The sequence below is a fragment of the Actinomycetota bacterium genome, from assembly GCA_030650795.1.
Lineage (GTDB): Bacteria > Actinomycetota > Actinomycetes > S36-B12 > S36-B12 > UBA11398.
The window spans coordinates 37231-60583 of record JAUSDJ010000040.1 but is presented as its reverse complement, the minus strand read 5'-3'; the positions used below and the strand labels follow the sequence as shown (position 1 = coordinate 60583).

Genomic DNA, 23353 nt, shown 5'->3' with positions numbered 1-23353 from the left:
GGGAGATCGACAAGATGCTATTCATCGGTGGCGAGTGGACTGAAAGTTCCACGGGGACATTCTTTGATTCCACAGATCCGGCAACCGGTGAGGTTCTTGGCCAGGCCGCCGACGGCACCGCTGCGGACATGAAGCGGGCAATTGCCGCTGCGCAAGAGGCCTTCCCAGCGTGGGCCGCCAAGACGGCCTACGAGCGCGCGGCCATCCTCATGAAGGCCTTCGCGTTGATGAATGCCAAGCGAGATGAGCTCGCTACCTTGATGACCAAGGAGCAGGGCAAGCCGATCCGGATGGCCCGCACCGAAGTGGGCTATGCCGCCGACTTCCTGTCATGGTTTGCCGAAGAAGCCAAGCGGGTCTATGGGCACACCATTCCCTCCTCGCGTGCAGATCACCGTTTCATGGTGTTACAGCAGCCAGTGGGGGTCGCGGCAGCCATCACCCCTTGGAACTACCCGATCTCGATGCTGACCCGCAAGATCGGACCAGCGCTGGCCGCTGGTTGCACCATCGTGGTGAAGCCAGCTGAGCAAACTCCATTGTGTGCAATTGCCACGATTAAGATTCTTGAAGAGGCTGGCGTGCCTGCCGGTGTGGTCAATCTCGTGACGACAAATGATCCGGTCAGCGTTGGCGAAGAGATCCTCACCAATCCTGCTGTGCGCAAGATCAGCTTCACCGGGTCAACCGAGGTTGGCAAGCTCATTGCTTCGAAAGCTGCAGCGACGATGAAGCGAGTGTCCATGGAGCTCGGCGGGCACGCTCCGTTCATCGTGTTCGCGGATGCTGATCCTGTCAATGCGGCCAAGGGCGCGGCAGCGCTGAAGTCACTGAATACCGGACAGGCATGCATCTCGCAGAACCGCTTGTTCGTGCACAAGTCGATAGCAGCTGAATTCACCAAGGTGCTCACCGAGCGCATGGCGTCATTTCCCGCGGGCCACGGTCTTGATGACAAGGTCACTGTTGGCCCCCTGATCGATCAGCATGCTCTGGACAAGATGCAGCGCCAGGTCGACGACGCAGTGGCCAAGGGGGCCACTGTTGCTACCGGCGGAAAGCGGCTTACTGAAAACGGCTTGGATAAAGGCCTTTTCTGGGCACCAACAGTGCTGACCAATGTCACCGAAGACATGTTGATCTATCGCGAAGAGACCTTCGGACCGATGGTTCCTGTCATCGAGTTTGATGACGATGATGATGTCGTGGCGATGGCCAATGACACGCCCTACGGCTTGGCTGCTTACGTGTACACACCGAATTTGAGCAAGGCTTGGAGGACGGCCGAGGCATTGAACTTCGGAATGATCGGAGTCAACGACATCAATCCCACGTCTGCCGCGGTGCCCTTCGGCGGCATGAAGGAAAGCGGTCTTGGTCGCGAGGGGGCCCGTGAGGGCATCTTGGAGTATCTCGATTCGAAGGTGCTCGGTATCGCTCTGTGACCTCAGCTGCACTTGCACAGATCACTGTCACCGGTGTCGTGCAGAAAGAGGCTTGGCTACGACGCGAGATGCCGCCAGTTGAACTCGTGCGTCCCGGGCTGTGGTCGATCCCCGTCATCTTCCCGAACAACCCTTTGCGCTACGTCAATGTGTACGTCATTGAGGTGCCCAAGGGCGTCGTGCTCGTCGACGCGGGTTGGCCAGTCGACGAGGCCTGGGCAAACCTGAATGACGGACTCACGGGCATCGGCTACGACATCACTGATGTCCAAGGCGTCCTCGTCACGCATAACCATGCTGATCACCTTGGGTTAGCCGGTCGCATCCGGGACGCCTCGGGTGCTTGGGTCGCCATGCACCGACTGGATGCTCAGGACATCAGCGAACAGGTCGATCCGGCCAAGATGCAGATGCGCGGCGAGGGCTGGCTGATCAAGGCTGGGGTCGAGGTCCCCGATATGCCGTCACTCATTATTGATGCTGGCCAGTTCGTCGACTTCGGCCGGCCGCCGCAGGCAGATCGACTCATCGAGGATGGTGAACGGCCATTGCCGGGCGCTCCGGCCATCCGCGCTCTGTGGACTCCAGGTCACTCACCGGGCCACCTGTGCTTCATCGATGATGAGCGCAATCTCCTGATGAGCGGTGACCACTTGCTCCCGCGCATCTCGCCCCATATCTCCGTGCATCCAGGAGAGATGGGTGACCCGCTAGGCACCTATCTGAACACCTTGAACTCATTGCGAGGGCTGAACGAGTTGGAGGTGCTCCCAGCTCATGAATATCGCTTCTCTGGAGTTGATGCCCGAGTCCAGCAGATGAATGAGCATCATGAATCCCGCTTGACCGAGGTGCTCGAAGCTATTGCCGAGAAGCCTGGGAGCACGACCTTCGAGATCTCCTCGCACCTGACTTGGTCGCATGGCTGGGAGAACACCCAGGGAATGCTGCGACGCGCAGCAATGGGCGAGACCCTTGCGCACATCGTGCATCTGGTCAGTCGCGGCCTGATCTTCAATGACCAGATCGATGGTCGCCTTTATGAGGGGCAGATGGTCCGCACGGATGCCTGGTTCGCCACCGCCAGCTAGACCAGGTGCGAGTCGAACCAGGCGACAGCCAGCTTCCACGCTGCATCAGACGACTCCTGGTGGAACACGGCTGGACGGTCGGGGCAGTGGAAGCCATGATCGGCGTCGGCGAAGCGCACAATCTCGAGTTCGGTCGCAACCTTGCCGCCCGCAATGCGCAGCTCCTCAAGATCGGCGACAGGGATCCCGCGATCCAGATCACCGAAGAGCCCGAGCCATGGGGTCTGCAGTTTGGGCACCTCGTCAATGAAGGATTCGTATCCCATCCGGGGGGCCGCAATCCCGCCGCCATAGAAGGTGACGGCAGCACCCAAGGGGAGTCGCACTGCGGAGTGATACGAGACCGTGCCACCCATGCAGAAGCCGACGATGCCGATCTGGTTCAGGAGCAGTCCCTCGGATACAAGGTAGTTCGCTGCGTCATCGACATCCTCAGCTGCGCCTGCAGGCGTCACACTCTGCATGACCTCGATCGCTGTAGGGATGTCGTCGTACGCCACGATGACGTTCTCTCCTTTTCGATGGAACAAGTCCGGCGCAACAGCGAGGTAGCCGGCGTCGGCCAGGCGCTGGCACACGTCGACGATGTGGTCGGTGACGCCGAAGGCCTCCATGATGACGATGACGCCACCCTTGGGGGTGCCTTCTGGCTTGCGGATGGTCAGCGGTGCAGTCAAGGGGAGCTCCTTCTTCACGGATTGACAGTTGGCATGGCATTTGCGGCGTAGCGGCCACCGGCTGCAGCACCATACGGCGCAATGGCGTCGATTGCAGCCAGTTCATCCGCCGTGAGTTGGATTGTGGCGGCAGCGACGTTTTCATCGAGGTACTTGCGACGCTTGGTGCCAGGAATCGGCACTACATCGGAGCCTTGTGACTGCACCCAGGCGAGGGCGAACTGCGCTGGGGTGACTCCACGAGCCGCGGCGAGCGCACTGAGTTGCTCGACCAGCTTGAGGTTGGCTTGCATCTCCTCGCCTTGGAATCGGGGATTGCTGCGGCGCCAGTCACTGTCAACGAGCTCATCGGTGCTTTGGATGGTGCCGGTCAGGAGTCCTCGACCCAGTGGTGAGTAGGGCACCATCCCGATGCCCAGTTCGCGCGCGGTTGCGAGAAGTTCATTGTTCTCGATGTCGCGCGTGAAGAGCGACCATTCATATTGGCCCGCTGTCATGGGATGAACAGCGTGTGCTCTCCGCATGACATCCGGCGTTGCTTCGCTGATGCCGAGGTAGCGCACCTTGCCAGCCGCGACGAGCTCGGCCAATGCACCCCAGGTCTCTTCGATTGGCACGCGGCGATCGACTCGGTGGTAGTAGTACAGGTCGATCGTGTCGATGCCAAGACGCTTCAGACTGGCGTCACAGCTCTGGCGCACATACGCCGGATCTCCAGTGATCGTCATCTTGCCGTCGACCAGGTGATTGGCGAACTTCGTTGCCAGCGTCACTTCCGAACGATGAGTTTTCAGCACTTCGCCGATGAGTTCTTCATTGTGATGCGGGCCGTAGACGTCCGCGGTGTCCCAGAAGGTCACGCCAAGTTCGAGTGCGCGCAGCAAGGTGGCCGTTGACTCCTCGTTGTCGCGAGTGCCGTAGACGAAGCTCATGCCCATGCAGCCAAGGCCTTGAGCGGATACCTCGAGTGCTGCACTGCCAGAGCCAAGGGTGCGCGTGGGAAGTGACATGCGGTCCTTTCGAGATCAGCGAGGTGCCATGCGGATGGAGCCATCCAGGCGAATGGTCTCGCCGTTGAGCATCGGGTTGTCGATGATGTGCTCCACCAATGCCGCGTACTCCGACGGCTTGCCCAGACGGCTGGGATGGGGCACCTGGTCGCCAAGCGACTTGCGTGCTTCTTCGGGAAGCCCTGCGAGCATCGGCGTCTCGAAGGTTCCCGGAGCAATGGTCATTACGCGAATGAGGAACTGCGCGAGATCTCGAGCCAGCGGCAGAGTCATCCCGGCCACCCCAGCCTTCGATGCGGCGTATGCAGCCTGGCCGACTTGACCATCGAAGGCAGCAACGGAAGCCGTGTTGATGATGACGCCTCGTTCTTCGCCTTCGGGCTCGATCTTGACCATGCGCTCGGTGGCCAGGCGGACCATATTGAAGGTGCCGATCAGATTGATCGATACCACTCGTTCGAAATCCTCAAGTGGAGTCGCAGCGCCTTTGCGCAGCACGCGATTCGGCGTGGCGATTCCAGCGCAGTTCACGAGCAGTCGTAATGGTCCCATCAATTCGGCAGCATCCAGAGCCGCTGCCACTTGTGCCTCGTCACGCACATCTGCAGCAACGAAGGTTGCGGTGGAGCCAATTGCGAGTGCCTCGGCTGCGCCGGCGGATGAGGGCAGGTCGATCAACACGACATTGGCACCGCGGCCGCTGAGCATCTTCGCTGTGGCCAGCCCAAGTCCTGAACCCGCACCGGTGACGCAGGCGCTAATGCCTTGGATTTGCATACTTATAGTTCCTATTCTTCTGTCGGCCCAAGTTCGGCCCGGTCCGCGGCTTTTGATGGGATACTGGGGCACCTTAGCCGCGCGAACACAGGCACGTCATGTTGATGACCAAACCAGCCGACGCATTCTGCAGGCTCAAACTGGAGGCAAGTAGATGACCAGCACGTACTTCAATTCGAACGCGATTGACCTCGCGATGCTCATCATCCGCTTGGCAATTGGTCCCATGATCATCGCCCACGGGTACAACAAGATTTTTGGTGCGGGCGGCTTGACCGGCACGGCAAACTGGTTTGAGGGCTTGGGTCTGAAGCCAGGCTGGGTGCATGCGCGGGTCGCGGCGTTCACCGAGATCTCTGTTGGTATCGCCATCACCATTGGCTTGCTCACCAGCTTCGCTGCCGCAGGAATCATCGGCCTGATGGTCGTTGCCATGTTCACTGACCACCGCGGTAAGGGCTACTTCGTATTCAAGGGCGGCATGGAGTACGTGCTCTTCGTCGCGATGACAGCAGCAGCCCTGGCTTCGGCCGGACCAGGCAAATGGTCAATTGACCACGCGCTTGGTCTGGGCTGGTTCGGCGTGCGCTGGGCCGTGGGTGCCGTCGTGCTCGGTGTTGGCGCCGCGCTGCTCATGCTCGCAGCTTCGTACCGACCGGTGAAGAAGTAGCTAGTTCACGAACCAGGATTCAACAATGGCAGTGTCCGCCCCAAGGGCGCGCGCGGGTGACTTTGCCTTTCGCGCCCTTGGCATTTCTATAGATCGCACGCCGAACTCTGTCTCGACACGCCATCTGCCGTCGGCGAAGTACGGATCGTGATCAGGCTCTAGACCTGCCGTGGCCGCCGCGACATCCGCTAATGCAATGTCGATGAGATGCGTGCCACCGCGCAAGGCCAATGCCGCTGCCGCAACAGCAGCGTGAATACCGGTCAATGGATCAGCAAGTGCATCGGCTACCGGCACTGGCGTGCCGTCGATCCAGCGAACCAGCCCCGCGGCCATAGCAGTGTCGTCACCGAAGCCCACCCAATCCGCTTGCGGGCCGCTCGAGCCGTATGCGCTCAATTGGACCCACACGCCATGCTCTCGACTGGCAAGAAAGCGTTGTGGATCAAGCTCAATGGACGCGAGCCCACGAGGTCGCGCTGACGTGATCACGATGTCGGCGGTGTCCACCAAAGCGTGGAGGAGATCCAGGGAGTTCGGCTCGAAGGTGACCGATGGCTGGCCGGAGTGCAGGAGATCGTCGAAGAGGGGAAGACCTTGTCGGCCGCCGTCTGGACGACTCGCACTTTCCACGCGCATCACTCGAGCTCCGGCAAGTCCCAGCAGATTTCCGCACAAGGGCCCGGCCCACAATGTTGAAAGATCCAGAACGCGCATGTCTCGCAGCGAGCAATGGCGGGGGGATTCCGTGGAGCGGATGCGCATCAACTCGCGCGAATTGACCTCTCCCACGACAGCGGCTGGCAGTCCAAGCAGCCGGCAACGTTCGACAATCTCACCAGCCGTTCGCGCAGCCGCCCACTCATCAACAGCAGCCCAGTCGTTTGCGCTTGCATCTTCGACCAGGGCCGGAAGTATTTCGAAGTCCTCAGCCCGCGCTAGTGAGAGCGCGAGGTAGGCGTCTGCAGCGTGTACCGCGCGACAGTGATTCCCCAATGACCATGGTGCATTGGCTGCCCATTGAGATATCGCGGCGCGTTCGGCAAGCAGCATCTCCCCTTGAATGCCCAGCGGTCCCACAAGCGCATCAAGTGCCAGCAGCCCACCTTGCGCTGCCGTTGCTCCAAAACCTGTTGGTAGCAAAGGGCGTTCGGGATAGCCCGTGATAGCGACCGCACCACTGCGAGCCCAATCTGCGATCGGTGCGCTCTCGCTCGCGCTTGCAATCGTCCTGTCGACTTCGAGAAGTTGGAGCAGCGACCGCGACCACTCTTGCGCACTAATCGATGGCGAGGATGTCATCGATTAGCCCCCAATCGTGGGCTTCCTGCGCCGACAGGATGCTTGCGCTCAACACCAACCACAGGGTTCGCCAGCGTCCAATGCGACGCGGAATGCTGACGCACCCACCTGCGCCGGGTAGCAGCCCCATCTGGAGTTCGGGCAGCAAGAAAGTCGTGTTGGGATCTGCCGAAACCTGACCCGCGAAGGCAGCAATCTCAACGCCCGCGCCAACGCATGGGCCGTGCATGAGCACTCGGGTGCGGTCGGCGATCTGCGAGAGCTGCCAGCCCGGATGCTGAGTCAGGCGCACCGTCCACGCAGTTGCTGGGTCTGGAGTTGTACCGAACTCTCGAAGGTCGCCGCCATTGCTGAAGCAAGGCCCCGCTCCGCTGACTTGCACTTGCAGCTGAGGGTCAGCGATGGCGATTGCAAATGCATCAACCAGAGCGGCTCGCATCGGGGAATCAATCGCGTTGAGTCGAAGCTTTCGCGTCAATCGAACGCTCAGCATTTCGCCGTCAAGCTCAGTCTCGACCCTTGCGGATTCACCTGCCGGGGTCGGCTTGCGCGTGCCCCGCGAGGCGAGCCATTGCGCGAATTCTGGACCAGCCAGCAATGTGGAGTAAGCAGCTGCTTCCGCAGCTATGGCATCGGCCACTGACAACTGCGCGGTCTGCCGCAAGAGTGAGGCAAGCACAAGAACTGCTCTTGGACGCAGTGCACTTGCTTGGGTCAGTTCAGCAATTGCGACATCCAGATCGGACACGGTGATCACCCGGTGATCTTCGGTTTGCTCCGTTGAGAGCACGAGGTCGAGTCGCTCGGCGGCCTCCAGGACCAATGCCGACGGGGCTTGGGTCGTCAGGCCGATCAGCAGGCAGACACGAGAATCCAGAGCCGCGAGTTCTGTCGGGATAGCCGCGTCCAAGTCCACGAAGCGCAGAACTTCAGAAACCCCGCCCTCGAGGGTGATGCGCGGGTACCAGTCGCGGGCGGCGATGAGCTCGGCGAGCGATAGCGGCACAACGCAAGGTTAGGCGCACGGCGTTGTCAGTTGCGTTTGGAGCGGCGGCGGTCGTCGATCTGGCGACCACCACCCCTTTCGCATTTCTCGGCAATGTCCATGGGTGCGCCCGATATACGGCGTAGATATTTCTAGGCGAATCGCGACATATCCGACTTCGGGCATAACGAATTGGTAACAACGGTTACTCCAACAGTTGGGCGAACTACTGTGCAGGCACGCGGTGTCACGGAATCCCTGTGGCCCACGAATCCGTACCCACTCAACTCACCCACAGAGGATTCTGAATGACCAACAACCCACAACGACGAGGCCGAAGTGCGATCGTCATCGGCGGTGTCAGTGCTGCTGTCGCCTTCTCCTTTGCTGCCAGCATGGCAACCGCCGCACCAACACCAGCGCCATCCAAGCCGGCTGCATCGAACAACGCTGCTTGTGCGCCGAGCGAGGGCATAACCCCCACCTCGATCACCCTCGGATACTTTGTACCGAAGACAGGTCCGGCCGCCTCGAACTTTGCCGGCGGCGAGCAGGCCGCTCGCCTGCGCGTGGCACAGGAGAACGCCAAGGGCGGGATCAATGGCCGCAAGATCAACCTGATCGCCTACGACGATCAGGCGAACGCGGCAACGCAGATCACGGTTGCCAACAAGGCACTTGAGAGCGATCACATCTTCGGCTTGATCATGACCTCGGCCAACGATGCCGCATTCCCGACCTTCAAGGCGCAGAACGTTCCCGTCACTGGCTTCAACGTGCTGGCGATGGCAACTGACCGCAACACCTTCTCTGTGGTGGGCCCGACCTCGCCAACAATCATCAGCACCGCCATTGCTGAGCGACTCAAGCAGGCCGGCGTGACCAATGTGGCGCTGATCGCACACAACACTCCGAGCGCTGCGGCCGGAATGATCAACACTTCAAAGGCGCTCGCTGCCAGTGGCACAGGGGTGAAGCAGGCTCTGTTGATCACTGACGAGCCACAGGGTGCGCATGACGCAACCTCTACTGCGCTGCGAGTACGCAACTCGGGTGCCGATGGCGCCTACATGTCGATGTTCGTCGACGGAGTCGTCTCCATCGCACAGGCGTTCAAGCAGCAGGGAGTCAACCTGAAGGGCTCAGTAGGCGCCGGTCTGGTCGATCCAGCAGTGATCGCCAAGGCAGCTGGTCCTCTCGAGGGCATGATCGGCACCACCTACGGCACTATTCCGGCAGGTGTTCCAGGTGCAGCAGGAATGCGCACCTACATCAACGGCATGAAGGCGGCAGGGCTCAACCCCTACAGCCCAACTGCCCCGATCGCCTTTGCTGCCGCGGATCTCATGATCCATGGCCTGAAGCTCGCCGGTAAGTGCCCAACTCGGGCATCCTTCATCGACAACCTGCGCAAGGTGACGAAGTACAACTCGGCAGGCATGATGCCGCAAGCAGTGTCCTTCCAGCCTGGCGTGACTCCGATGGGCTCGCCAGCCAACTGCTCCTGGTACGTGGTGATCAAGAACGGTGTTCCTGTTCCTGACCCCAAGGCCACCTGTGGCAAGTTGGTTGACGCCACGACGGGCCAGGTCGTCGGCTAGTCATATTCACAACGGCAAATGGCGGGCATCGTATTGATGCCCGCCATTTGCATGAATGAAGTTCTTTGGCTAGTAACAGTCGCATAACGCGTGGTGGGCATTGGGAGTTTTCCAATGCCCACAAGTGTTGTCACAGTTGTTCACTGCATTACAAGTTGATCAAGAACAGCCGCAAACCGTAGGCATTTCATCCAACGCGACTTAGCGTTGTTCATACGCAAGAGATTGCGTTGGGTTCATCCCTCTCTAATCCAGTGGGCGTCGAGTGCCAGGCCTTGTCTTGACGCCCACTGCTCCACGTCTCCTCTTGCCCACCCGATGTGGCAACAGGGTGGACCATGATCGAACATGTGCCAGTGAGATTCTCCGCAGCATGCGCTTCGACTGCTGTTGGCGCACTTCTGTTGGCCGGCTGTGGCGCCGCCGCTGAGCCCGATAGCGCTGAGCCGTCAGTAACGCCTATTAATACGTGTGCGCCGGTATCGGGCGTGACAGCTGATTCGGTCACCATTGCTGTGGTCTTCCCGCAGTCAGGCCCGGCTGCGGCGGTCTTCAAGAACTTTGGTGTGGCTGCACAACTGCGAGTTGACGAGCTCAATCGCAAGGAAGGCGTCAATGGCCGGCGCATCATTCTTCGGCTGTATGACGACCGCAATAGTTCCCAGACTCAGAAGCAGGTGGGCAAGCAACTGCTCTCCGATGGGGTCTTCGGGGTAATCGCTGCCTCCCAACAGCAGTCGATGTACCCAGAGTTGGCGCAAGCCGGGGTTCCGGTCACCGGTTTTCCCAACTTGCCCCCGTATGGCACCGATCTCAATGTCTTTGGAGCATTCGGTGCTTTCTCAACGACCTATGCATCGACAGCGGCCGCTCAGCGATTCAAGAGAGCGAAGGCCAGATCCGTTGCCGTCGTGACGGCGAATGCTCCAGGTGCACTTTCGGCGGCAGATGGATTCATCGCGAGCCTGCTTGCAACGAACCTGACTCAGGCGGGTTCGACTTACGTGATCAACCCGAACACGAAGAATCTGGCCCTCGTGGCCGCACAGATCAAGAGTTCTGGTGCAAAGGGCGTGAATGTCATCTCCCTCGTGGGATCGGGCACTTCGCTGCTGAAGTCCTTGAAGAGTCAAAATGCGACGCCAGTGATGACTCTCATCAACGGCCTGGTAAATCCGAAGGATGTGCTCCAGGCCGATGGTGCTTTGGACGGAGCGGTCGGAGCTCCTTATGGATTCGTTCCGCTGCAGTTGGATCACGCTGAGGTCAAGAGGTATGTGGCCGGGATGGCCGCCAAGGGAGTGGACCCCTATTCACTGCTGGCGCCAATTGGCTATGTCTCGTCCGATTTGATGGCAACCGGCCTGGCCGGTGCCGGCGAATGTCCCAATCGCGCTGACTTCATTCGCATCCTGCGCGGTGTCAGTGACTATCTGGGAGCTGGCTTGCTGCCTGGCAAGGTCTCCTTCACCCCTGGAGTAACGCCCGATGGCGATCCGCAGAAGTGCACCTGGTTCCTGACGGTTCGCGGCGAATCGATCCTTCCCGACGACAACGCAACCTGTGGAGTACTGATCAACAGCGACTCAAAGTGATGAATCGGCTCCGGAAATCACCGCACTTCACATTCGTGAACAATAAGGTGTAATCAAATGCGCCATTCCCCTTGACGGGCACTTCCACCCTGCCTAGGCTCGCGACTCAACATCTCGATGGAAATCCGGACAAATGGCCTCGCTACCGCGGCGTCATGCGTGCGGGTGTCCTCAAGGAGCTCTGACGCAACCCGTCCACCTCCGATGCACGGCACGATCAGCCGCACCAATTGCTGATAGCCACCTCGTAATCTCCGGCTCTGGCCCTCGCCAGAGATGGATTCGTTCGGCCCTGACCAGGAGGAACCCAGGTGCTCAGTTTTGCTGTTGCTGGCCTTGCCGTCGGCGCGCTTTATGCGATGTCGGCCATGGCATTGGTCATTACCTATAACGCGTCTCGCGTCTTCAACTTCGCTCAAGGCGGCATGGCCTTCTTCTTGGCCTACTGCTTCTACTACATGAGCAACTCCGATACCGGAATGGGTTTGAACCTGTGGCTGGCGGCAGCCATCGTGGTGCTGATCATCGGACCGCTGCTCGGCCTGTTCCTGTGGTGGCTGCTGCTGGGCAAGCTGGGCAACTTGGCCCCGCTGACCAAGGTCGGCGTCATGATCGGTCTGCAGGTCGCACTCGTTGCGATCACGACCCTGATCTTCGGTCACGATCCCGTGTACTTGGTTTATGGACCGGTCGGCGAACCGTCGGTCATCTTCAACGTCTTCGACGTGAATGTGTCCAATGAGCAGTTCATCATCATCGTGGCTGCTGCGATCGTGGCCCTGGGTGGCTACTGGGTTCTCAACCGCACCATGGCGGGTCTGGTCACCCGCGGTTCGGTCGACTCCGAGCTGATGACGGTTCTCACTGGCACCAACCCCAAGTTTGTCGTTGCTGCCACCTGGATGATTGGCACCGGGATCGCTGGCCTCGCTGGCCTGATGGTGCTTCCCAAGGTGGGCTTGAGCTCCGGCGGCTTCGCCAACCTCATCGCGGCCTCGATGGCCGGTGCGGTGATCGGCAAGTTCACCAACCTCTGGCGCGCATTCTTCGGCGCCTTGATTCTGGGCATCACGCAGGAAGTTCTCGTTCTCTACTTGCCTAGCGATGGTTTGCTCGGCACGGCGCTGCGCCCCAGCCTCCCCTTCCTCTTCATGGTCGGTGCTGTCTTGGTCTACAGCCAGCAGAAGGACGTCAAGGCGGACTCGCAGAAGGTCGAAGTCGCGGCAGTCAACAACGCCTACGAAGTTTCGCTCTCCAAATACCTCAACATCATGCGTAATCCGAAGGGTCACTGGGACCGCTACGTGGGCTACGCCGTGTTGGCCGTGGTACTTGTCGGTATTCCGATCCTGTTCAACGAGTACTGGACAGGCCTGCTGGCCGTCGGCTTCTGCTACACGGTGATCTTCCTGTCCTACCGACTGGTCACGGGTGAGGCAGGCATCATCAGCCTCTCACAGATCAGCTTCGCGGGAATTGGTGTCATCGCTGCGGCTTACGTCGTCAATCACGACACCTGGTTCGGTGCCGCAAACACGACGCCAATTTTGTTTGCCATGCTCGTCGGTGGCATCGTGGCTGGTGTGGTTGGCACGGTCGTTGGTCTGCTCTGCCTGAACCTTGGGCCCTTGTATGCAGCAATCGTCACCTTCGCTTTCGCGCTGCTGGTCGATCAGGCGGTCTACACCCGAGATGAGTTCTCGAACTTCGGCTCGGGACTGCCGTTTGGGCGTCCTGTCCTGTTCGGCTTGACCTTCGATACGCCAAAGACCTTCTACTGGTTTGGTATGGTCGTGATGTTCGCGGTGATGTTCGTGCTCTGGGCCTTGCGTCGCTCCACGACGGGCCTGGTGTTCGCAACCATTCGTGCCAGCCGTGTTCGCGCGGCAACTCTCGGTTTCGACATCTACATCGCACGCGTGGGGGTGTTCGCCCTCGGTGCAGCGGTTGCTGGTATCGGCGGAACCATGGTCGCGAGTTTCCAACTCGTGGCCTTCCCCAACGGCTTCATCATGCAAATCGGACTTGTCTGGTTCGCGCTGGCGGTTGCTCAGGGCACCAGTTCGATGGGTGGTCTTGCCGCAGGCGGTATGACTTTGTTGCTGGCCCCAGCGATCTTCTCGGAGTTCCTGCCCGAGCGACTCGCAGACCTTCCGGTCCTGCTGTTCGGTCTGGTGGCCATCAACATGGTGGTCGATCCGATCGGCATCAACCCGAACCTTCGAGCGCAGTTCCGCCATCTTGCTATCAAGATAAGCGGCGGCACTGTGCACTCTGCGTCATTTGAAGAACCAGAAGAAGAAGAAGCCAATACCAACGTTTCAGCGGGAGTGTGAAGTCATGTCGACAGAAACAATGAAAGCGACTCCCACACTGCGAGCTGAGAACGTCAGCATCCGCTTCGGTGGCGTGCAAGCCTTGGATTCAGTGAGCGTGAGTGCGTTGCCCGGCGAGATCACGGCATTGATCGGTCCGAACGGTGCCGGTAAGAGCACGATGCTCGGCTGCATTTCGGGGACCCTCGACCAGAACCAGGGTCACATCTTCATAGGCGACCATGACGTCAGCAAAGCTTCAGCGCAGAAGCGCGCTGCCATGAACATGGCGCGTACCTTCCAGTCGCCGCAGTTGGTGACTGAGCTGACTGTCCGCCAGCACGTGGTGCTCGCTAGGCGTGCGGGCGCAGAGGTGCGATCTGGCAAGCTCATGACCTCGCTGCGTTTCGTTCTGGCCCTGATCCCGTTCATCTCGCGCGGCATCTCAAAGGAAGAACTCGCCAGTGCGGATGAACTCATCGATGAACTTGGTTTGGGACACGATCGCGACAAGGGCCCTTCGGATCTGACCCTTGGCAAGCGCCGACTCCTTGAGGTCGCGCTCTGCTTGGCGACAGGTGCCGAGATCATGCTCTTCGACGAGCCGTCGGCAGGCCTGGACCGTGCAGAGACCGAGCACCTTGGTCGGTTGATCCAGCACTTGGCCAGCGAGCGCAATATCACCATCGTCCTGGTCGAGCACGATCTGGACTTGGTGTTCAGCATCAGCAGCAAGGTCTTCGTACTCGACTTCGGCAAGCTGATCGACAGCGGTACGCCAGCTGAGATGCGTGCTAGCAAGGCTGTACAGACCGCTTACCTTGGAACAGTGGAGGACTAAATGTCAGAGGCGATGATTGAGGTTAAGAACCTCACGCTCAAGTATGGCGATGCGCTTGCAGTGGAGGATGTTTCCTTCTCCCTGGCCAAGGGTGAATGTCTCACGATTCTTGGTGCCAACGGCGCGGGCAAGAGCAGCATCGGCAAGTCTCTTGCTGGTCTGCTCCCGCCATCCAGTGGCTCCATCATGATGGCCGGTGACGAGATCTCATCCTTGGATCCGTACCTGATCGCTCAGCGCGGCCTCTCATATCTGCCTGAAGGCCGGGCGATCTTCCCGACCCTCTCGGTGGAGGAGAATCTTCAGCTCGGTGCACGCAAGTTGGCAGAGGATCCCAAGTTGGCCGTCGAGAACGCCTACGAACTTTTCTCTCGCCTCGGCGAGCGCCGCAAGCAGCAGGCTCGCACTCTCTCCGGTGGCGAGCAGCAGATGTTGGCGGTTGCCAAGGCACTGATCACCGAGCCTGATGTGCTCGTGGTCGACGAGCTCTCGCTCGGCCTGGCACCGATTGTCATTGCTGATATCTACGCCGCACTCGCTGCGGCTCGTGTGAAGAACAACGTGACGATCGTGCTCATCGAGCAGTACATCGACCGCGCCTTGTCCTTCGCGGACCGCGCCGTGTTGATGGTCCACGGTCACGAGGTCTGGAATGGACCGGCCGACAGCAACGCTGACAGCATCGTGCGCAGCTTCCTCAGTGGAGAAGCCGCCTAGTTCACGCATCGATGAAGGCCTCCGTGCGTTTGCACGGAGGCCTTCATCGTTTTTCTGGTTTCCTCAAATCGTTCGACGATTGCACCTACGATGCCAAACACGTTTGATTCCGGACTTTCCTACATCCGCGCCTGATCATTGGCCTGTTTGAGTGTGAGGTATCCATGAAAATGCTCGATGGCATTCGCGTCCTTGATCTCACCATGTGGGCGTTCTGCCCTTCGGCTGGAGCAGTGCTCGCTGAATGGGGAGCAGATGTCATTCACATTGAGAATCCGCGCTCTCCTGATCCAATGCGGCTCTTCGCTGGTGGCTCGCTGGAACCAAGTGGAGCTCACTGGTTCTTCAAGCATTACAACCGCGGCAAGCGTGCGATGACCTTGGACTTGGCTAGTGATGAAGGCCGCGAAGCCCTCTACGCATTGGTGCGCGAGTCCGACGTGTTCCTGACCAGCTTCCTTCCCAAGACTCGGCAGAAGCTCGGTTTCGACGTTGACCAATTGCGCGCGATCAACCCCAACATCATCTATGCCAAGGGCACAGGTGCCGGTCCGCTTGGGCCCGAAAGCCATCGAGGTGGCTACGACGGTGCGTCGTGGTGGGCACGTGGTTCGCTCGCGTCGGCAGCTATGGAAGTCACGCGCACAAACTCGCCTCCAAGCATGGTTGGTCATGGTGACGGGATGTCGGGCTTGGTCTTTGCCGGCGGCATCTCGGCCGCGCTCTTCAAGCGCGAGCGTTCTGGTGAGGCTGTCGTCGTCGACTCGTCGTTGATGGGGACGGCAGCGTGGTTCAACGCGCCGGCAATTATCGGATCCGGGCTTGGGCCTGATCGGGGAATGCTCGGAAAGTACATCCCTCGAGAAATGGGGCACTGGACTGGCGCGTACTACCGGGCGCAGGATGACCGTTACATCTTGTTCGCCTTCCTGGGTGATCACCAGGACGAGTTCGTCGATCTTTGCCAACTAATCGGGCGACCCGAGCTTGTGCAGGATCCTCGATTCACGACCAACGTCGAGCGGGCAGCCAACACTCTTGAACTGATGGCGATCCTTGACGAGGTCTTCGCCACAAAGCCGCTTGCGGAATGGAAGACAATTCTGCTGCCCTCGAAGGGTGTGTGGGCTCCCGTCCAAACCGTTTTGGAAATGTACGACGATCCTCAGGTACAGGCCAACCGAATGATTCGGATGGTGCCTGATGCAAAGGAAGTCCAGCCGATTGTGATGCCGCCCGTCATGTTCAATGAGGATGCAGGTCCCTGCAATCCGGCTCCAGACTTCAGCGAGCACACCGAAGAGATCCTGCGCGACATCGCTGGGTACGACACAACACGGATTGCTGCTCTACGCGCGGCGGGTGCGATCGTCTAAGTGCACACATGAGCGAACTGAAGAGCGAGCGTCTGCTCACCGGAAAATTCATCCTGCTGCTGGCAGCGGCCTTTGGCGTATTCCTTGCCAACGGCATCATCACGCCTGTCTTGCCGGTCTTCGTCAAGGACGATCTTGGTGGTGGCGACGTCGCAGTTGGCGTGGTTGTTGCTGTGCAGGCAATCTCGGCAATCGCGATTCGTCCTTGGCTGACTCCGAAGTTCAACGAATGGGGAGTCAAGCCGATTCTCATCGGCTCGATCGTCGCGAGCGGACTTTCCTTTGCGCTCAGTGGCTTCGTACCAAATGTGTTCTGCCTGATCATTCTTCGCTTGTTCTTTGGTGCTGGAATGGCGGCGTTGTTCATCGGAGCCCTCACCGCGGTCACCAGTCTGGTTTCACCCGTCAGATCAGGTGAGGCCATTAGCTTGTTCTCGGTTGCGCCGTACTTGAGCATGGGCATCGGCCCGATTGTTGGCCAGGCGATCTTCCACGCCTATGGTTACATCCCAACATTCCTGCTCGCGGGTGGAGTTGCGCTGCTGGGTGTGATTCCCATTCTCTTCTACAAGGCAATGCCCGTCGAGCCGCTGCCTGAAGTTGAGGGGGTCACGCTCAAGCGCTTCTACAAGCCAGCCGTCTGGCCGGGCGTGGTCATTGCTCTCGGTATCGTCGGCATGCTGTCCTTCGGGGCCTTCATGCCACTGTTCGCTCTGCAGATTCCCGGGCTCGAAATCCAGATCTGCTTCTTGATTCTGTCGGTCGCAGTCCTGCTCATGCGTACTCTTGGCAGCCGGCTTCCTGATCGGATGGGACCCAAGAAGACCGGCATTTTCTCCACCACCGCTTTGATCATCGGTATGGCAGGACTGGCCACCACGATGGGTCCCTACTGGGCCTATCTTGCAATTCTGCCCTTCGCGATCGGCCAGGCCTTGCAGTATCCAGGTCTGCTCTCGCTCACTCTTGACGGGATATCGGAACACGATCGCCCGGTTGCCATCTCTACGTTCACCTTGTTCTTTGACCTCTCTCAGGGCTTTGGCGGTTTGATCGTCGGTGTCATTGCTGCAATCGGCGGGTACCGTTCAGTCTTCGCGGCTGCTGCTGTTGCAGCCTTCATCGGCTTGATGATCTTGCTCGCTATCGTGATCCCCAGGTACGAGGCCGCAAGAAAAGCCCGCACCATCGTGACCGCCTGAACCCTGAATTGGGAGTATGACTGTGCGTATCCGCACGCGTTCGACTGCAGCCAGACAGGTAGAGCCACTCGTTACCTTGAAGTTCTTCCTTATTCTGGTTGCTGGCTTTGCCTTCTTCATGGGCGTTGGCATGACTCTGCCGATCCTGCCGGTATTCGTGCATCACGAGCTTGGTGGAACCGATGTAGAAATCGGACTTGTCGTTGCTGTTCAAGCGATTTCAGCAATCCTGGTGCGACCGTGGATCACCCCCCGCATCAATAAGTACGGCGCAGTGCCGGTCATCCTGAGTGGAGCATCGCTGGGGGCATTGAGCATTGCGCTGATGCCGCTGTCCCCGAGTGTGGCAATCCTCATCGTTCTTCGACTGATGCTCGGTGCGGCGCAAGCCGCGATGATGGTCGCGATGCTGTCATCGGTGATGGCATGGGTGAGTGAATTCCGTCGAGCCGAAGCTGCCAGTGTTTTTTCGATTGCTCCATACATTGGCTTGGCTATCGGTCCGGTCGTTGGTCAGTTGATCTACAACTCAGCTGGCTACGAAGCGGCTTTTGGAACAGCCGGAGTCATCGCCTTCCTGGGGGCGTTGCCGGTCTTTACTCTTCGCAAGTCTGATATCCGCATCGCTGATCAGAGTCTTCTCACAGGTGAGAACAAGCCGCCCAGTTTCTACTTGCCGGCAATTCTTCCGGGAGTCGTCTTGGCACTTGGAATCGTTGGCATGGTGGGAATGAACGCCTTCCTTCCGCTCTACGCCCCGACTCTTGGTTACTACCAAGTGCAGTGGTTGTTCTTCTTCTACTCCGCAATCGTGCTGTCCGTTCGGCTCTTTGGTCGCCGGGTTCCCGATCGCGTCGGCCCGCGCGTGACCGGTATTTCAGCCACTGTTTCGATTGTGGTCGGCTTGAGCATCATGGCGATCACGCCTGGCTGGCTCGGGCTGTACCTGGCCATGGTCCCGCTGGCCGTTGGCATCGCATTGCAATACCCCGGATTGATGGCTCTGGTGCTCAGCAATGTTGATGACCGCACCAGGCCCTCGGCGATCTCCACCTTCACGATGTTCTTCGACATCGCTCAGGGGATCGGCGGACTTGTTGTTGGCCTGGCGGCAGCCTTCGGCGGCTACCGCGCGGTGTTCGGCGCCGGCGCCATCTGCTCGATGATTGGCCTTGCTGTGCTTGTGGGTTTGGTGCTTCCTCGATACACCCGAGTGACCGCCGCCAGCTCGTGAATTGCCCGATATCAAACCAGGCCAACTGCTACGTTAAATAACGCCTATGGGTGATCATCGGCAGTTCACGTGGACAGGACAACAGTGACCAATCCAGTCGGAGTACCGCTTGCCCGCGGTATTACTCAGCCTCTTGACGAGTTATGGGCACGCCGACCCAACTCCGTTCGTCGTACCGCGACACTCAGTGCCACACCTGGTCCGCAGTGGTCAGGGTTTGCCGTTGAAGGCGTCGCACGCGATGCGGCCTTCGGCGCCGACGGCGAGCTCCTCAGCTCTCGTAGTGGTCGCTTGAGCGCTCAGGTCGATCCAATGGGCAATCTCGAAAGCATCGAGGTCACTGACGAGTACGGAACTCGATCGCTCACAGAGGCCTTGCGCGGCAAGTCGATAGGTGCAGGATTCAGAGCCCAGCTCTCGCGCCTGGAACCTCCGATTGCCGACTCATCGCTGGTCGGCGCGTTGCTTGATGACCTCTCGGGTATTCGACACATCGCAGGCTATGGACGCATCGTCTCCGAGCCGCAGATTCCAGGCATGCTCGCAAATTCGCCTCAGGTTGGCACTTGTGCCGGATGGATGGCTGGCGGCGTGGCGGCCATGGCCTCCAGCGTGAGCATTCTTGGCGACCTCCCGCCTGCGATGACGATCAAGGAACTGGTCGCGCGCGAGGGTGACTGGCATGACGAAATCGAGTTGCCTGCAGGTTCCATGCAGCGTCGTCGACTGCTCGATGTCATTCCTCAGAGCGACGGCACGACCGAGCTCAATATGTGGTTTCGCGACTCTTTGCACAAGGCCATCGATGACGACGCTGCCCTGCACGAATATGTCGTGCGCGCCCAACTGGATGCCGACGGCCTGCTTGCCGATGCAAAGGCCGAGCCACGTACTCTTCCTATGGGTGATTGTCCGCTTGCAGCCGAGCATGTTGGGCTGCTTGAGGGGCGATCAGGCAGTCAGATCGATGAAGGAGTTCGAGCGCATTTGCGAAGTGAGCTCGGATGCACCCATCTCAACGACGCCATGCGTTTTCTTCGTTCCGCCACGCCAATGCTGAATCAGTTAAGTGAAAGTGAGGCCCACCATGGATGACCTACTAGCCGAGTTGCGCACCTGGCTTGGTGACGCTCTGCCCAAGTGGAAGGCGAAGTGGAACGGGGATACCTCGTGGGATGCCTTGTGCGATTGGCAGCGGATGATGGCTGAAGGCAAGTGGGCCACAGCGAGTTGGCCACTCAAGTACGGCGGCCGCGGACTGGGCACCATGGATGTCCTTGCGATCGAGGATGTCGTTGCGGCTTCGGGCGCTCCGCAGATCCCCGGAATGATCGGCTTGAAGAACGTGGCTCCCACGCTGATGAAGTTCGGCAATGAGGAGCAGCAAAAGTCGGTAGCTCGCATTGGCAGCACCGATGAGGTGTGGTGTCAGGGATTCAGCGAGCCAGGCGCAGGTTCAGATCTTGCCTCGCTGCGCACTCGTGCTGTGATCGATGGCGATGAGTTCGTCATCAACGGGCAGAAGGTCTGGACATCGAATGGCATGCACGCAAGCCACATGCAACTGCTCGCGCGTACTGACCCCGATGCGCCCAAGCACAAGGGCATCTCAGCCATCACCTTGTCGATGAAGACTCCTGGCGTTGAAGTGCGACCGATCAAGCAGATCAATGGTGGTGCTGAATTCGCTGAAGTGTTCTTCACCGACGTTCGCGTGCCGGTTGCGAACCTTCTTGGGCCATTGCACGAGGGCTGGATGGTCACGATGACCACCCTTGGTCACGAACGTGCCGGTGTAGCCGTGTTCGCTGGCCGTCTTGAGCAACGGATTCGAGGACTGATCGAAGAAGTGGCAAAGAGAGACGTGCGAGTCTCGCCGGTGGTTTCCGATGAACTTGCCGAAATGTACGTCGAAGCTCGTGTGCTCGGTGCAATGGCACGTCAGATGCTGAACAAGATTGCGCAGGGCGGAACTCCGGGTTCTGAGCAGTCTGTGATCAAGATGGTGTGGAGCGAGCTCAGCCAGCGCGTTGACACCGTCGTGATGGGCCTTGCTGGAATTGAAGGCGTCACCGGCGAGAACAACAGCGCCACCCTCGGATATCTGAGCGCCCGCTCGGCGACTATCGCCGCCGGCACCTCGGACATCGTGAAGAACATCATCGGTGACCGCGTTCTCGGTCTTCCTCGCGACTAATTGCAACAAGGAAAGGTTCTACAGTGAAGAACGCAACGACAACAGAAGCAGAACGTGCCGAATTCCGGGCCAGTGTTCGTGACTACTTGACCAATGCATCACCTGAGACCCGAGTGCGCGCTGTCATCGACAGCGGAACAGGTCTGGACGCCAGCACCTGGAAGGGCCTGGCTGCCGATCTTGGTGTCGCTGGTCTGCTGATTCCAGAAGAGTTCGGCGGTCAAGGCATGGGAATGGCCGAAATGGCGGTCGCCCTGGAGGAAGCCGCCCGCGCACTCGCGGTAGTACCGCTGCTCTCCTCCAGCGTGCTGTCGACCTTGGCCATCCAGCTCACTGGCGACGAAGAAGCCTTCAAGAAGTACTTGCCAGGCTTGGCTGACGGCAGCGAGATCATGGCCTTCGCCGGCCTCGACGGAGCAGGCACTCACACTCTTGCTCGCGATGAGACATATTGGGGGCTCTACGGCACAAAGACTGCCGTGTTGAACGCGGGTATTGCCTCGCGATTCCTCGTTGTTGCCAGCACACCGGATGGCACTGGCCTGTTCGTTGTAGACGGAGATGCGGGTGGCGTGGTCGTCAACCCTCAGGACGCACTCGACCTCACCCGGCCAACCGCACTTGTCACCTTTGAAGGCACCGAGGGGACCCGCATCGGCGGTGACTTCACCGATGGGCTGAAGTCACTTCGCTCCTTTGGACGCATCGCAACCAGTGCTGAACTGCTGGGAATGTCGGAGCGGCTGATGGAGATCTCTGTCGATTACGCGAAAACTCGCGAGCAGTTTGGCAAGCCGATCGGCGCCTTCCAGGCGATCAAGCACCGTTGCTCAGAAATGTTCGCACATGTTGAATCAATGCGCGCTGCAGTGGCTGCAGCTTCGTTGGTTCAGCCAGAAGACACTGCGGCCTTGCACGAGCAGGCTCTCGTCGTGAAGGCTTACTGCGCTCGTTTCGCGCCGTGGGTCGCCGAGGCAACGATTCAGGTGCACGGTGGAATCGGTTTCACCTGGGAGCATGTCGCACACCTCTACCTGCGGCGCGTGAAGACAGATGAGGTGCTGTTCGGCGATGCTCTCTCCTGTCGTGATGAATTGCAGCAGATTCTGGGGTTGACCGCATGAGCGAGGCCTACATTGTTGACATTGTTCGCACCCCGGTCGCCAAGATGCGACGCGACGGTAGTGCTCTCACCTCGGTGCACCCTGCAGATCTGATGGCAGTTCCATTGCGCGCGCTTGTGGAACGTAATGGCTTTGATCCTGCGCTTGTCGATGATGTGATCGGCGGCTGCGTTACGCAGATCGGGCGCCAGAGCAACAACATCACGCGCAGTGCTGTGCTGTCGGCGGGCTTCCCGCAGTCGGTGCCAGCCACAACCGTTGATCGCCAGTGTGGGTCCTCCATGCAGTCTGTGGTGTTCGGCGCTCAGGGAGTGCAAGCGGGCGCCTATGACCTCGTCATTGGTGCTGGCGTTGAGTCGATGAGCACAACGACCATGTTCAGCAACAAGAATGGCGAAGATCCATTCGGGCCAGCTGTCTCTGCTCGATACGCCGGCGGCGGCCTGGTGGATCAGGGGATCTCAGCGGAGCTGGTGGCGGCTCGTTGGGGTCTGTCGCGCGAGGCCATGGACGCCTACTCACTGCAATCGCACCAGCGCGCTGCAGCCGCACAACTGGCTGGCCTGCTTGCCAAGCAGATCGTGCCTGTCACCCTCGCCGATGGCACCGTGGTGTCAGCTGACGACGGCATTCGCGCAGATAGCACCCTGGAAGGCCTTGCCGCGTTGAAGCCAGCCTTCATGAACGACGAGGCGAAATTGCGCTTCCCGGAAATCGAATGGTCAGTTACTGCTGGCAATGCTTCGCAGATCAGCGATGGCGCCTCCGCTGTCATGATTGTCAGCGAGCAGATGCTCAAGACTTTGGGCCTGACCCCGCGGGCGCGTATCGTTGCCTCGTCCGTCATTGGCGATGACCCTCTTGAGATGCTCTCGGCCATCATTCCGGTTACGAACAAGACCCTGACCAAGGCCGGATTGAAGTTGTCGGACATCGACGCATTCGAGGTGAACGAAGCCTTCGCTGCGCCTGCGCTTGCTTGGCTGAAGGACATCGGCGCTGACATCGAGAAGGTCAATCAGAACGGTGGAGCCATCGCTCTTGGCCATCCTCTGGGTGCGTCCGGTGGACGTCTGATGGCTTCGTTGCTGACGACCTTGGAAGCAACGGGCGGACGCTACGGGTTTCAGACCATGTGCGAGGCCGGCGGCCTTGCAAATGGTCTGATTATCGAGCGTCTGTAAGCGCTAATTT

At 59.5% G+C, this 23353-nt stretch carries 20 protein-coding genes; 15 read left to right on the top strand and 5 right to left on the bottom strand.

Features of this window, described 5'->3' with window-relative positions; all coding sequences use genetic code 11:
* Positions 1 to 14 precede the first annotated feature (14 nt).
* Together Q7L55_12230 and Q7L55_12225 are read left to right on the top strand one after the other, a co-directional pair.
* A complete protein-coding gene (locus Q7L55_12230; protein ID MDO8733317.1) occupies positions 15 to 1445 on the top strand; it encodes an NAD-dependent succinate-semialdehyde dehydrogenase in 1431 nt (476 codons plus the stop codon).
* Positions 1442 to 2536, top strand: coding sequence for an MBL fold metallo-hydrolase (locus tag Q7L55_12225; GenBank protein MDO8733316.1), 1095 nt, complete (start codon positions 1442 to 1444; stop codon positions 2534 to 2536). Before Q7L55_12230 ends, Q7L55_12225 begins: the two co-directional genes overlap by 4 nt.
* Here the strand turns inward: Q7L55_12225 and Q7L55_12220 are convergent.
* Genes Q7L55_12220 through Q7L55_12210 form a run of 3 tightly spaced genes read right to left on the bottom strand, consistent with a single transcriptional unit; the run spans position 2533 to position 5000 of the window.
* Positions 2533 to 3213, bottom strand: a complete 681-nt coding sequence (locus Q7L55_12220) for a dienelactone hydrolase family protein (protein MDO8733315.1) — start codon at positions 3211 to 3213, stop codon at positions 2533 to 2535. The genes Q7L55_12225 and Q7L55_12220 overlap by 4 nt on opposite strands.
* Positions 3214 to 3227: 14 nt before the next feature.
* A complete protein-coding gene (locus tag Q7L55_12215; GenBank protein ID MDO8733314.1) occupies positions 3228 to 4223 on the bottom strand; it encodes an aldo/keto reductase in 996 nt (331 codons plus the stop codon).
* Positions 4224 to 4238: 15 nt separating this feature from the next.
* Entirely contained in the window at positions 4239 to 5000 is a 762-nt protein-coding gene (locus Q7L55_12210) for an SDR family NAD(P)-dependent oxidoreductase (protein ID MDO8733313.1), read from the bottom strand.
* A 154-nt stretch (positions 5001 to 5154) separates the two neighbouring features.
* Between Q7L55_12210 and Q7L55_12205 the strand changes: the two genes are divergently transcribed.
* Complete coding sequence (locus tag Q7L55_12205; protein ID MDO8733312.1) at positions 5155 to 5670, top strand: DoxX family protein; 516 nt, start codon at positions 5155 to 5157, stop codon at positions 5668 to 5670.
* Here Q7L55_12205 and Q7L55_12200 read toward each other — a convergent pair whose 3' ends face one another.
* Positions 5671 to 6972 (bottom strand): CoA transferase, encoded by a 1302-nt coding sequence (locus Q7L55_12200; protein ID MDO8733311.1) that lies wholly within the window; start codon positions 6970 to 6972, stop codon positions 5671 to 5673.
* Positions 6950 to 7978, bottom strand: a complete 1029-nt coding sequence (locus Q7L55_12195) for an enoyl-CoA hydratase/isomerase family protein (GenBank protein ID MDO8733310.1) — start codon at positions 7976 to 7978, stop codon at positions 6950 to 6952. Before Q7L55_12195 ends, Q7L55_12200 begins: the two co-directional genes overlap by 23 nt.
* A 287-nt stretch (positions 7979 to 8265) precedes the next feature.
* Here Q7L55_12195 and Q7L55_12190 point away from each other — a divergent pair, with 287 nt between their 5' ends.
* The 12 genes from Q7L55_12190 to Q7L55_12135 all read left to right on the top strand — a co-directional run bounded on the left by Q7L55_12190 (position 8266) and on the right by Q7L55_12135 (position 23343).
* Positions 8266 to 9558 carry an ABC transporter substrate-binding protein gene (locus tag Q7L55_12190; GenBank protein ID MDO8733309.1) on the top strand — a complete coding sequence of 431 codons (1293 nt, stop codon included), beginning with the start codon at positions 8266 to 8268 and terminating at the stop codon, positions 9556 to 9558.
* Between the two features lie 338 nt (positions 9559 to 9896).
* Positions 9897 to 11153, top strand: coding sequence for an ABC transporter substrate-binding protein (locus tag Q7L55_12185; protein ID MDO8733308.1), 1257 nt, complete (start codon positions 9897 to 9899; stop codon positions 11151 to 11153).
* Positions 11154 to 11464: 311 nt separating this feature from the next.
* Positions 11465 to 13489 (top strand): ABC transporter permease, encoded by a 2025-nt coding sequence (locus Q7L55_12180; GenBank protein ID MDO8733307.1) that lies wholly within the window; start codon positions 11465 to 11467, stop codon positions 13487 to 13489.
* A gap of 4 nt (positions 13490 to 13493) precedes the next feature.
* A complete protein-coding gene (locus Q7L55_12175) occupies positions 13494 to 14309 on the top strand; it encodes an ATP-binding cassette domain-containing protein (protein MDO8733306.1) in 816 nt (271 codons plus the stop codon).
* A complete protein-coding gene (locus Q7L55_12170; protein ID MDO8733305.1) occupies positions 14310 to 15026 on the top strand; it encodes an ABC transporter ATP-binding protein in 717 nt (238 codons plus the stop codon).
* A 164-nt stretch (positions 15027 to 15190) separates the two neighbouring features.
* Positions 15191 to 16402, top strand: a complete 1212-nt coding sequence (locus Q7L55_12165) for a CoA transferase (GenBank protein MDO8733304.1) — start codon at positions 15191 to 15193, stop codon at positions 16400 to 16402.
* An 8-nt stretch (positions 16403 to 16410) separates the two neighbouring features.
* Positions 16411 to 17604, top strand: coding sequence for an MFS transporter (locus Q7L55_12160; GenBank protein ID MDO8733303.1), 1194 nt, complete (start codon positions 16411 to 16413; stop codon positions 17602 to 17604).
* Positions 17605 to 17626: 22 nt separating this feature from the next.
* On the top strand, positions 17627 to 18838 hold the full coding sequence (locus Q7L55_12155) for an MFS transporter (protein MDO8733302.1): 1212 nt from the start codon (positions 17627 to 17629) through the stop codon (positions 18836 to 18838).
* An 84-nt stretch (positions 18839 to 18922) separates the two neighbouring features.
* On the top strand, positions 18923 to 19933 hold the full coding sequence (locus Q7L55_12150) for a DUF2889 domain-containing protein (GenBank protein MDO8733301.1): 1011 nt from the start codon (positions 18923 to 18925) through the stop codon (positions 19931 to 19933).
* Positions 19926 to 21035 (top strand): acyl-CoA dehydrogenase family protein, encoded by a 1110-nt coding sequence (locus Q7L55_12145; protein ID MDO8733300.1) that lies wholly within the window; start codon positions 19926 to 19928, stop codon positions 21033 to 21035. Before Q7L55_12150 ends, Q7L55_12145 begins: the two co-directional genes overlap by 8 nt.
* 23 nt (positions 21036 to 21058) lie before the next feature.
* On the top strand, positions 21059 to 22159 hold the full coding sequence (locus Q7L55_12140) for an acyl-CoA dehydrogenase family protein (GenBank protein MDO8733299.1): 1101 nt from the start codon (positions 21059 to 21061) through the stop codon (positions 22157 to 22159).
* The gene (locus Q7L55_12135; GenBank protein MDO8733298.1) at positions 22156 to 23343 is read left to right on the top strand and encodes an acetyl-CoA C-acyltransferase; all 1188 of its coding nucleotides are present in this window, start codon (positions 22156 to 22158) and stop codon (positions 23341 to 23343) included. The genes Q7L55_12140 and Q7L55_12135 overlap by 4 nt, the downstream gene beginning before the upstream one ends.
* Positions 23344 to 23353: the final 10 nt, after the last annotated feature.

Coding starts and splice junctions, on each gene's coding strand:
- Q7L55_12165 (MDO8733304.1), top strand. CDS start 15,191: ATGAAAATGCTCGATGGCATTCGCGTCCTTGATCTCACCATGTGGGCG.
- Q7L55_12210 (MDO8733313.1), bottom strand. CDS start 5,000: ATGCAAATCCAAGGCATTAGCGCCTGCGTCACCGGTGCGGGTTCAGGA.
- Q7L55_12160 (MDO8733303.1), top strand. CDS start 16,411: ATGAGCGAACTGAAGAGCGAGCGTCTGCTCACCGGAAAATTCATCCTG.
- Q7L55_12230 (MDO8733317.1), top strand. CDS start 15: ATGCTATTCATCGGTGGCGAGTGGACTGAAAGTTCCACGGGGACATTC.
- Q7L55_12175 (MDO8733306.1), top strand. CDS start 13,494: ATGTCGACAGAAACAATGAAAGCGACTCCCACACTGCGAGCTGAGAAC.
- Q7L55_12200 (MDO8733311.1), bottom strand. CDS start 6,972: ATGACATCCTCGCCATCGATTAGTGCGCAAGAGTGGTCGCGGTCGCTG.
- Q7L55_12215 (MDO8733314.1), bottom strand. CDS start 4,223: ATGTCACTTCCCACGCGCACCCTTGGCTCTGGCAGTGCAGCACTCGAG.
- Q7L55_12190 (MDO8733309.1), top strand. CDS start 8,266: ATGACCAACAACCCACAACGACGAGGCCGAAGTGCGATCGTCATCGGC.
- Q7L55_12170 (MDO8733305.1), top strand. CDS start 14,310: ATGTCAGAGGCGATGATTGAGGTTAAGAACCTCACGCTCAAGTATGGC.
- Q7L55_12135 (MDO8733298.1), top strand. CDS start 22,156: ATGAGCGAGGCCTACATTGTTGACATTGTTCGCACCCCGGTCGCCAAG.
- Q7L55_12145 (MDO8733300.1), top strand. CDS start 19,926: ATGGATGACCTACTAGCCGAGTTGCGCACCTGGCTTGGTGACGCTCTG.
- Q7L55_12185 (MDO8733308.1), top strand. CDS start 9,897: ATGATCGAACATGTGCCAGTGAGATTCTCCGCAGCATGCGCTTCGACT.
- Q7L55_12205 (MDO8733312.1), top strand. CDS start 5,155: ATGACCAGCACGTACTTCAATTCGAACGCGATTGACCTCGCGATGCTC.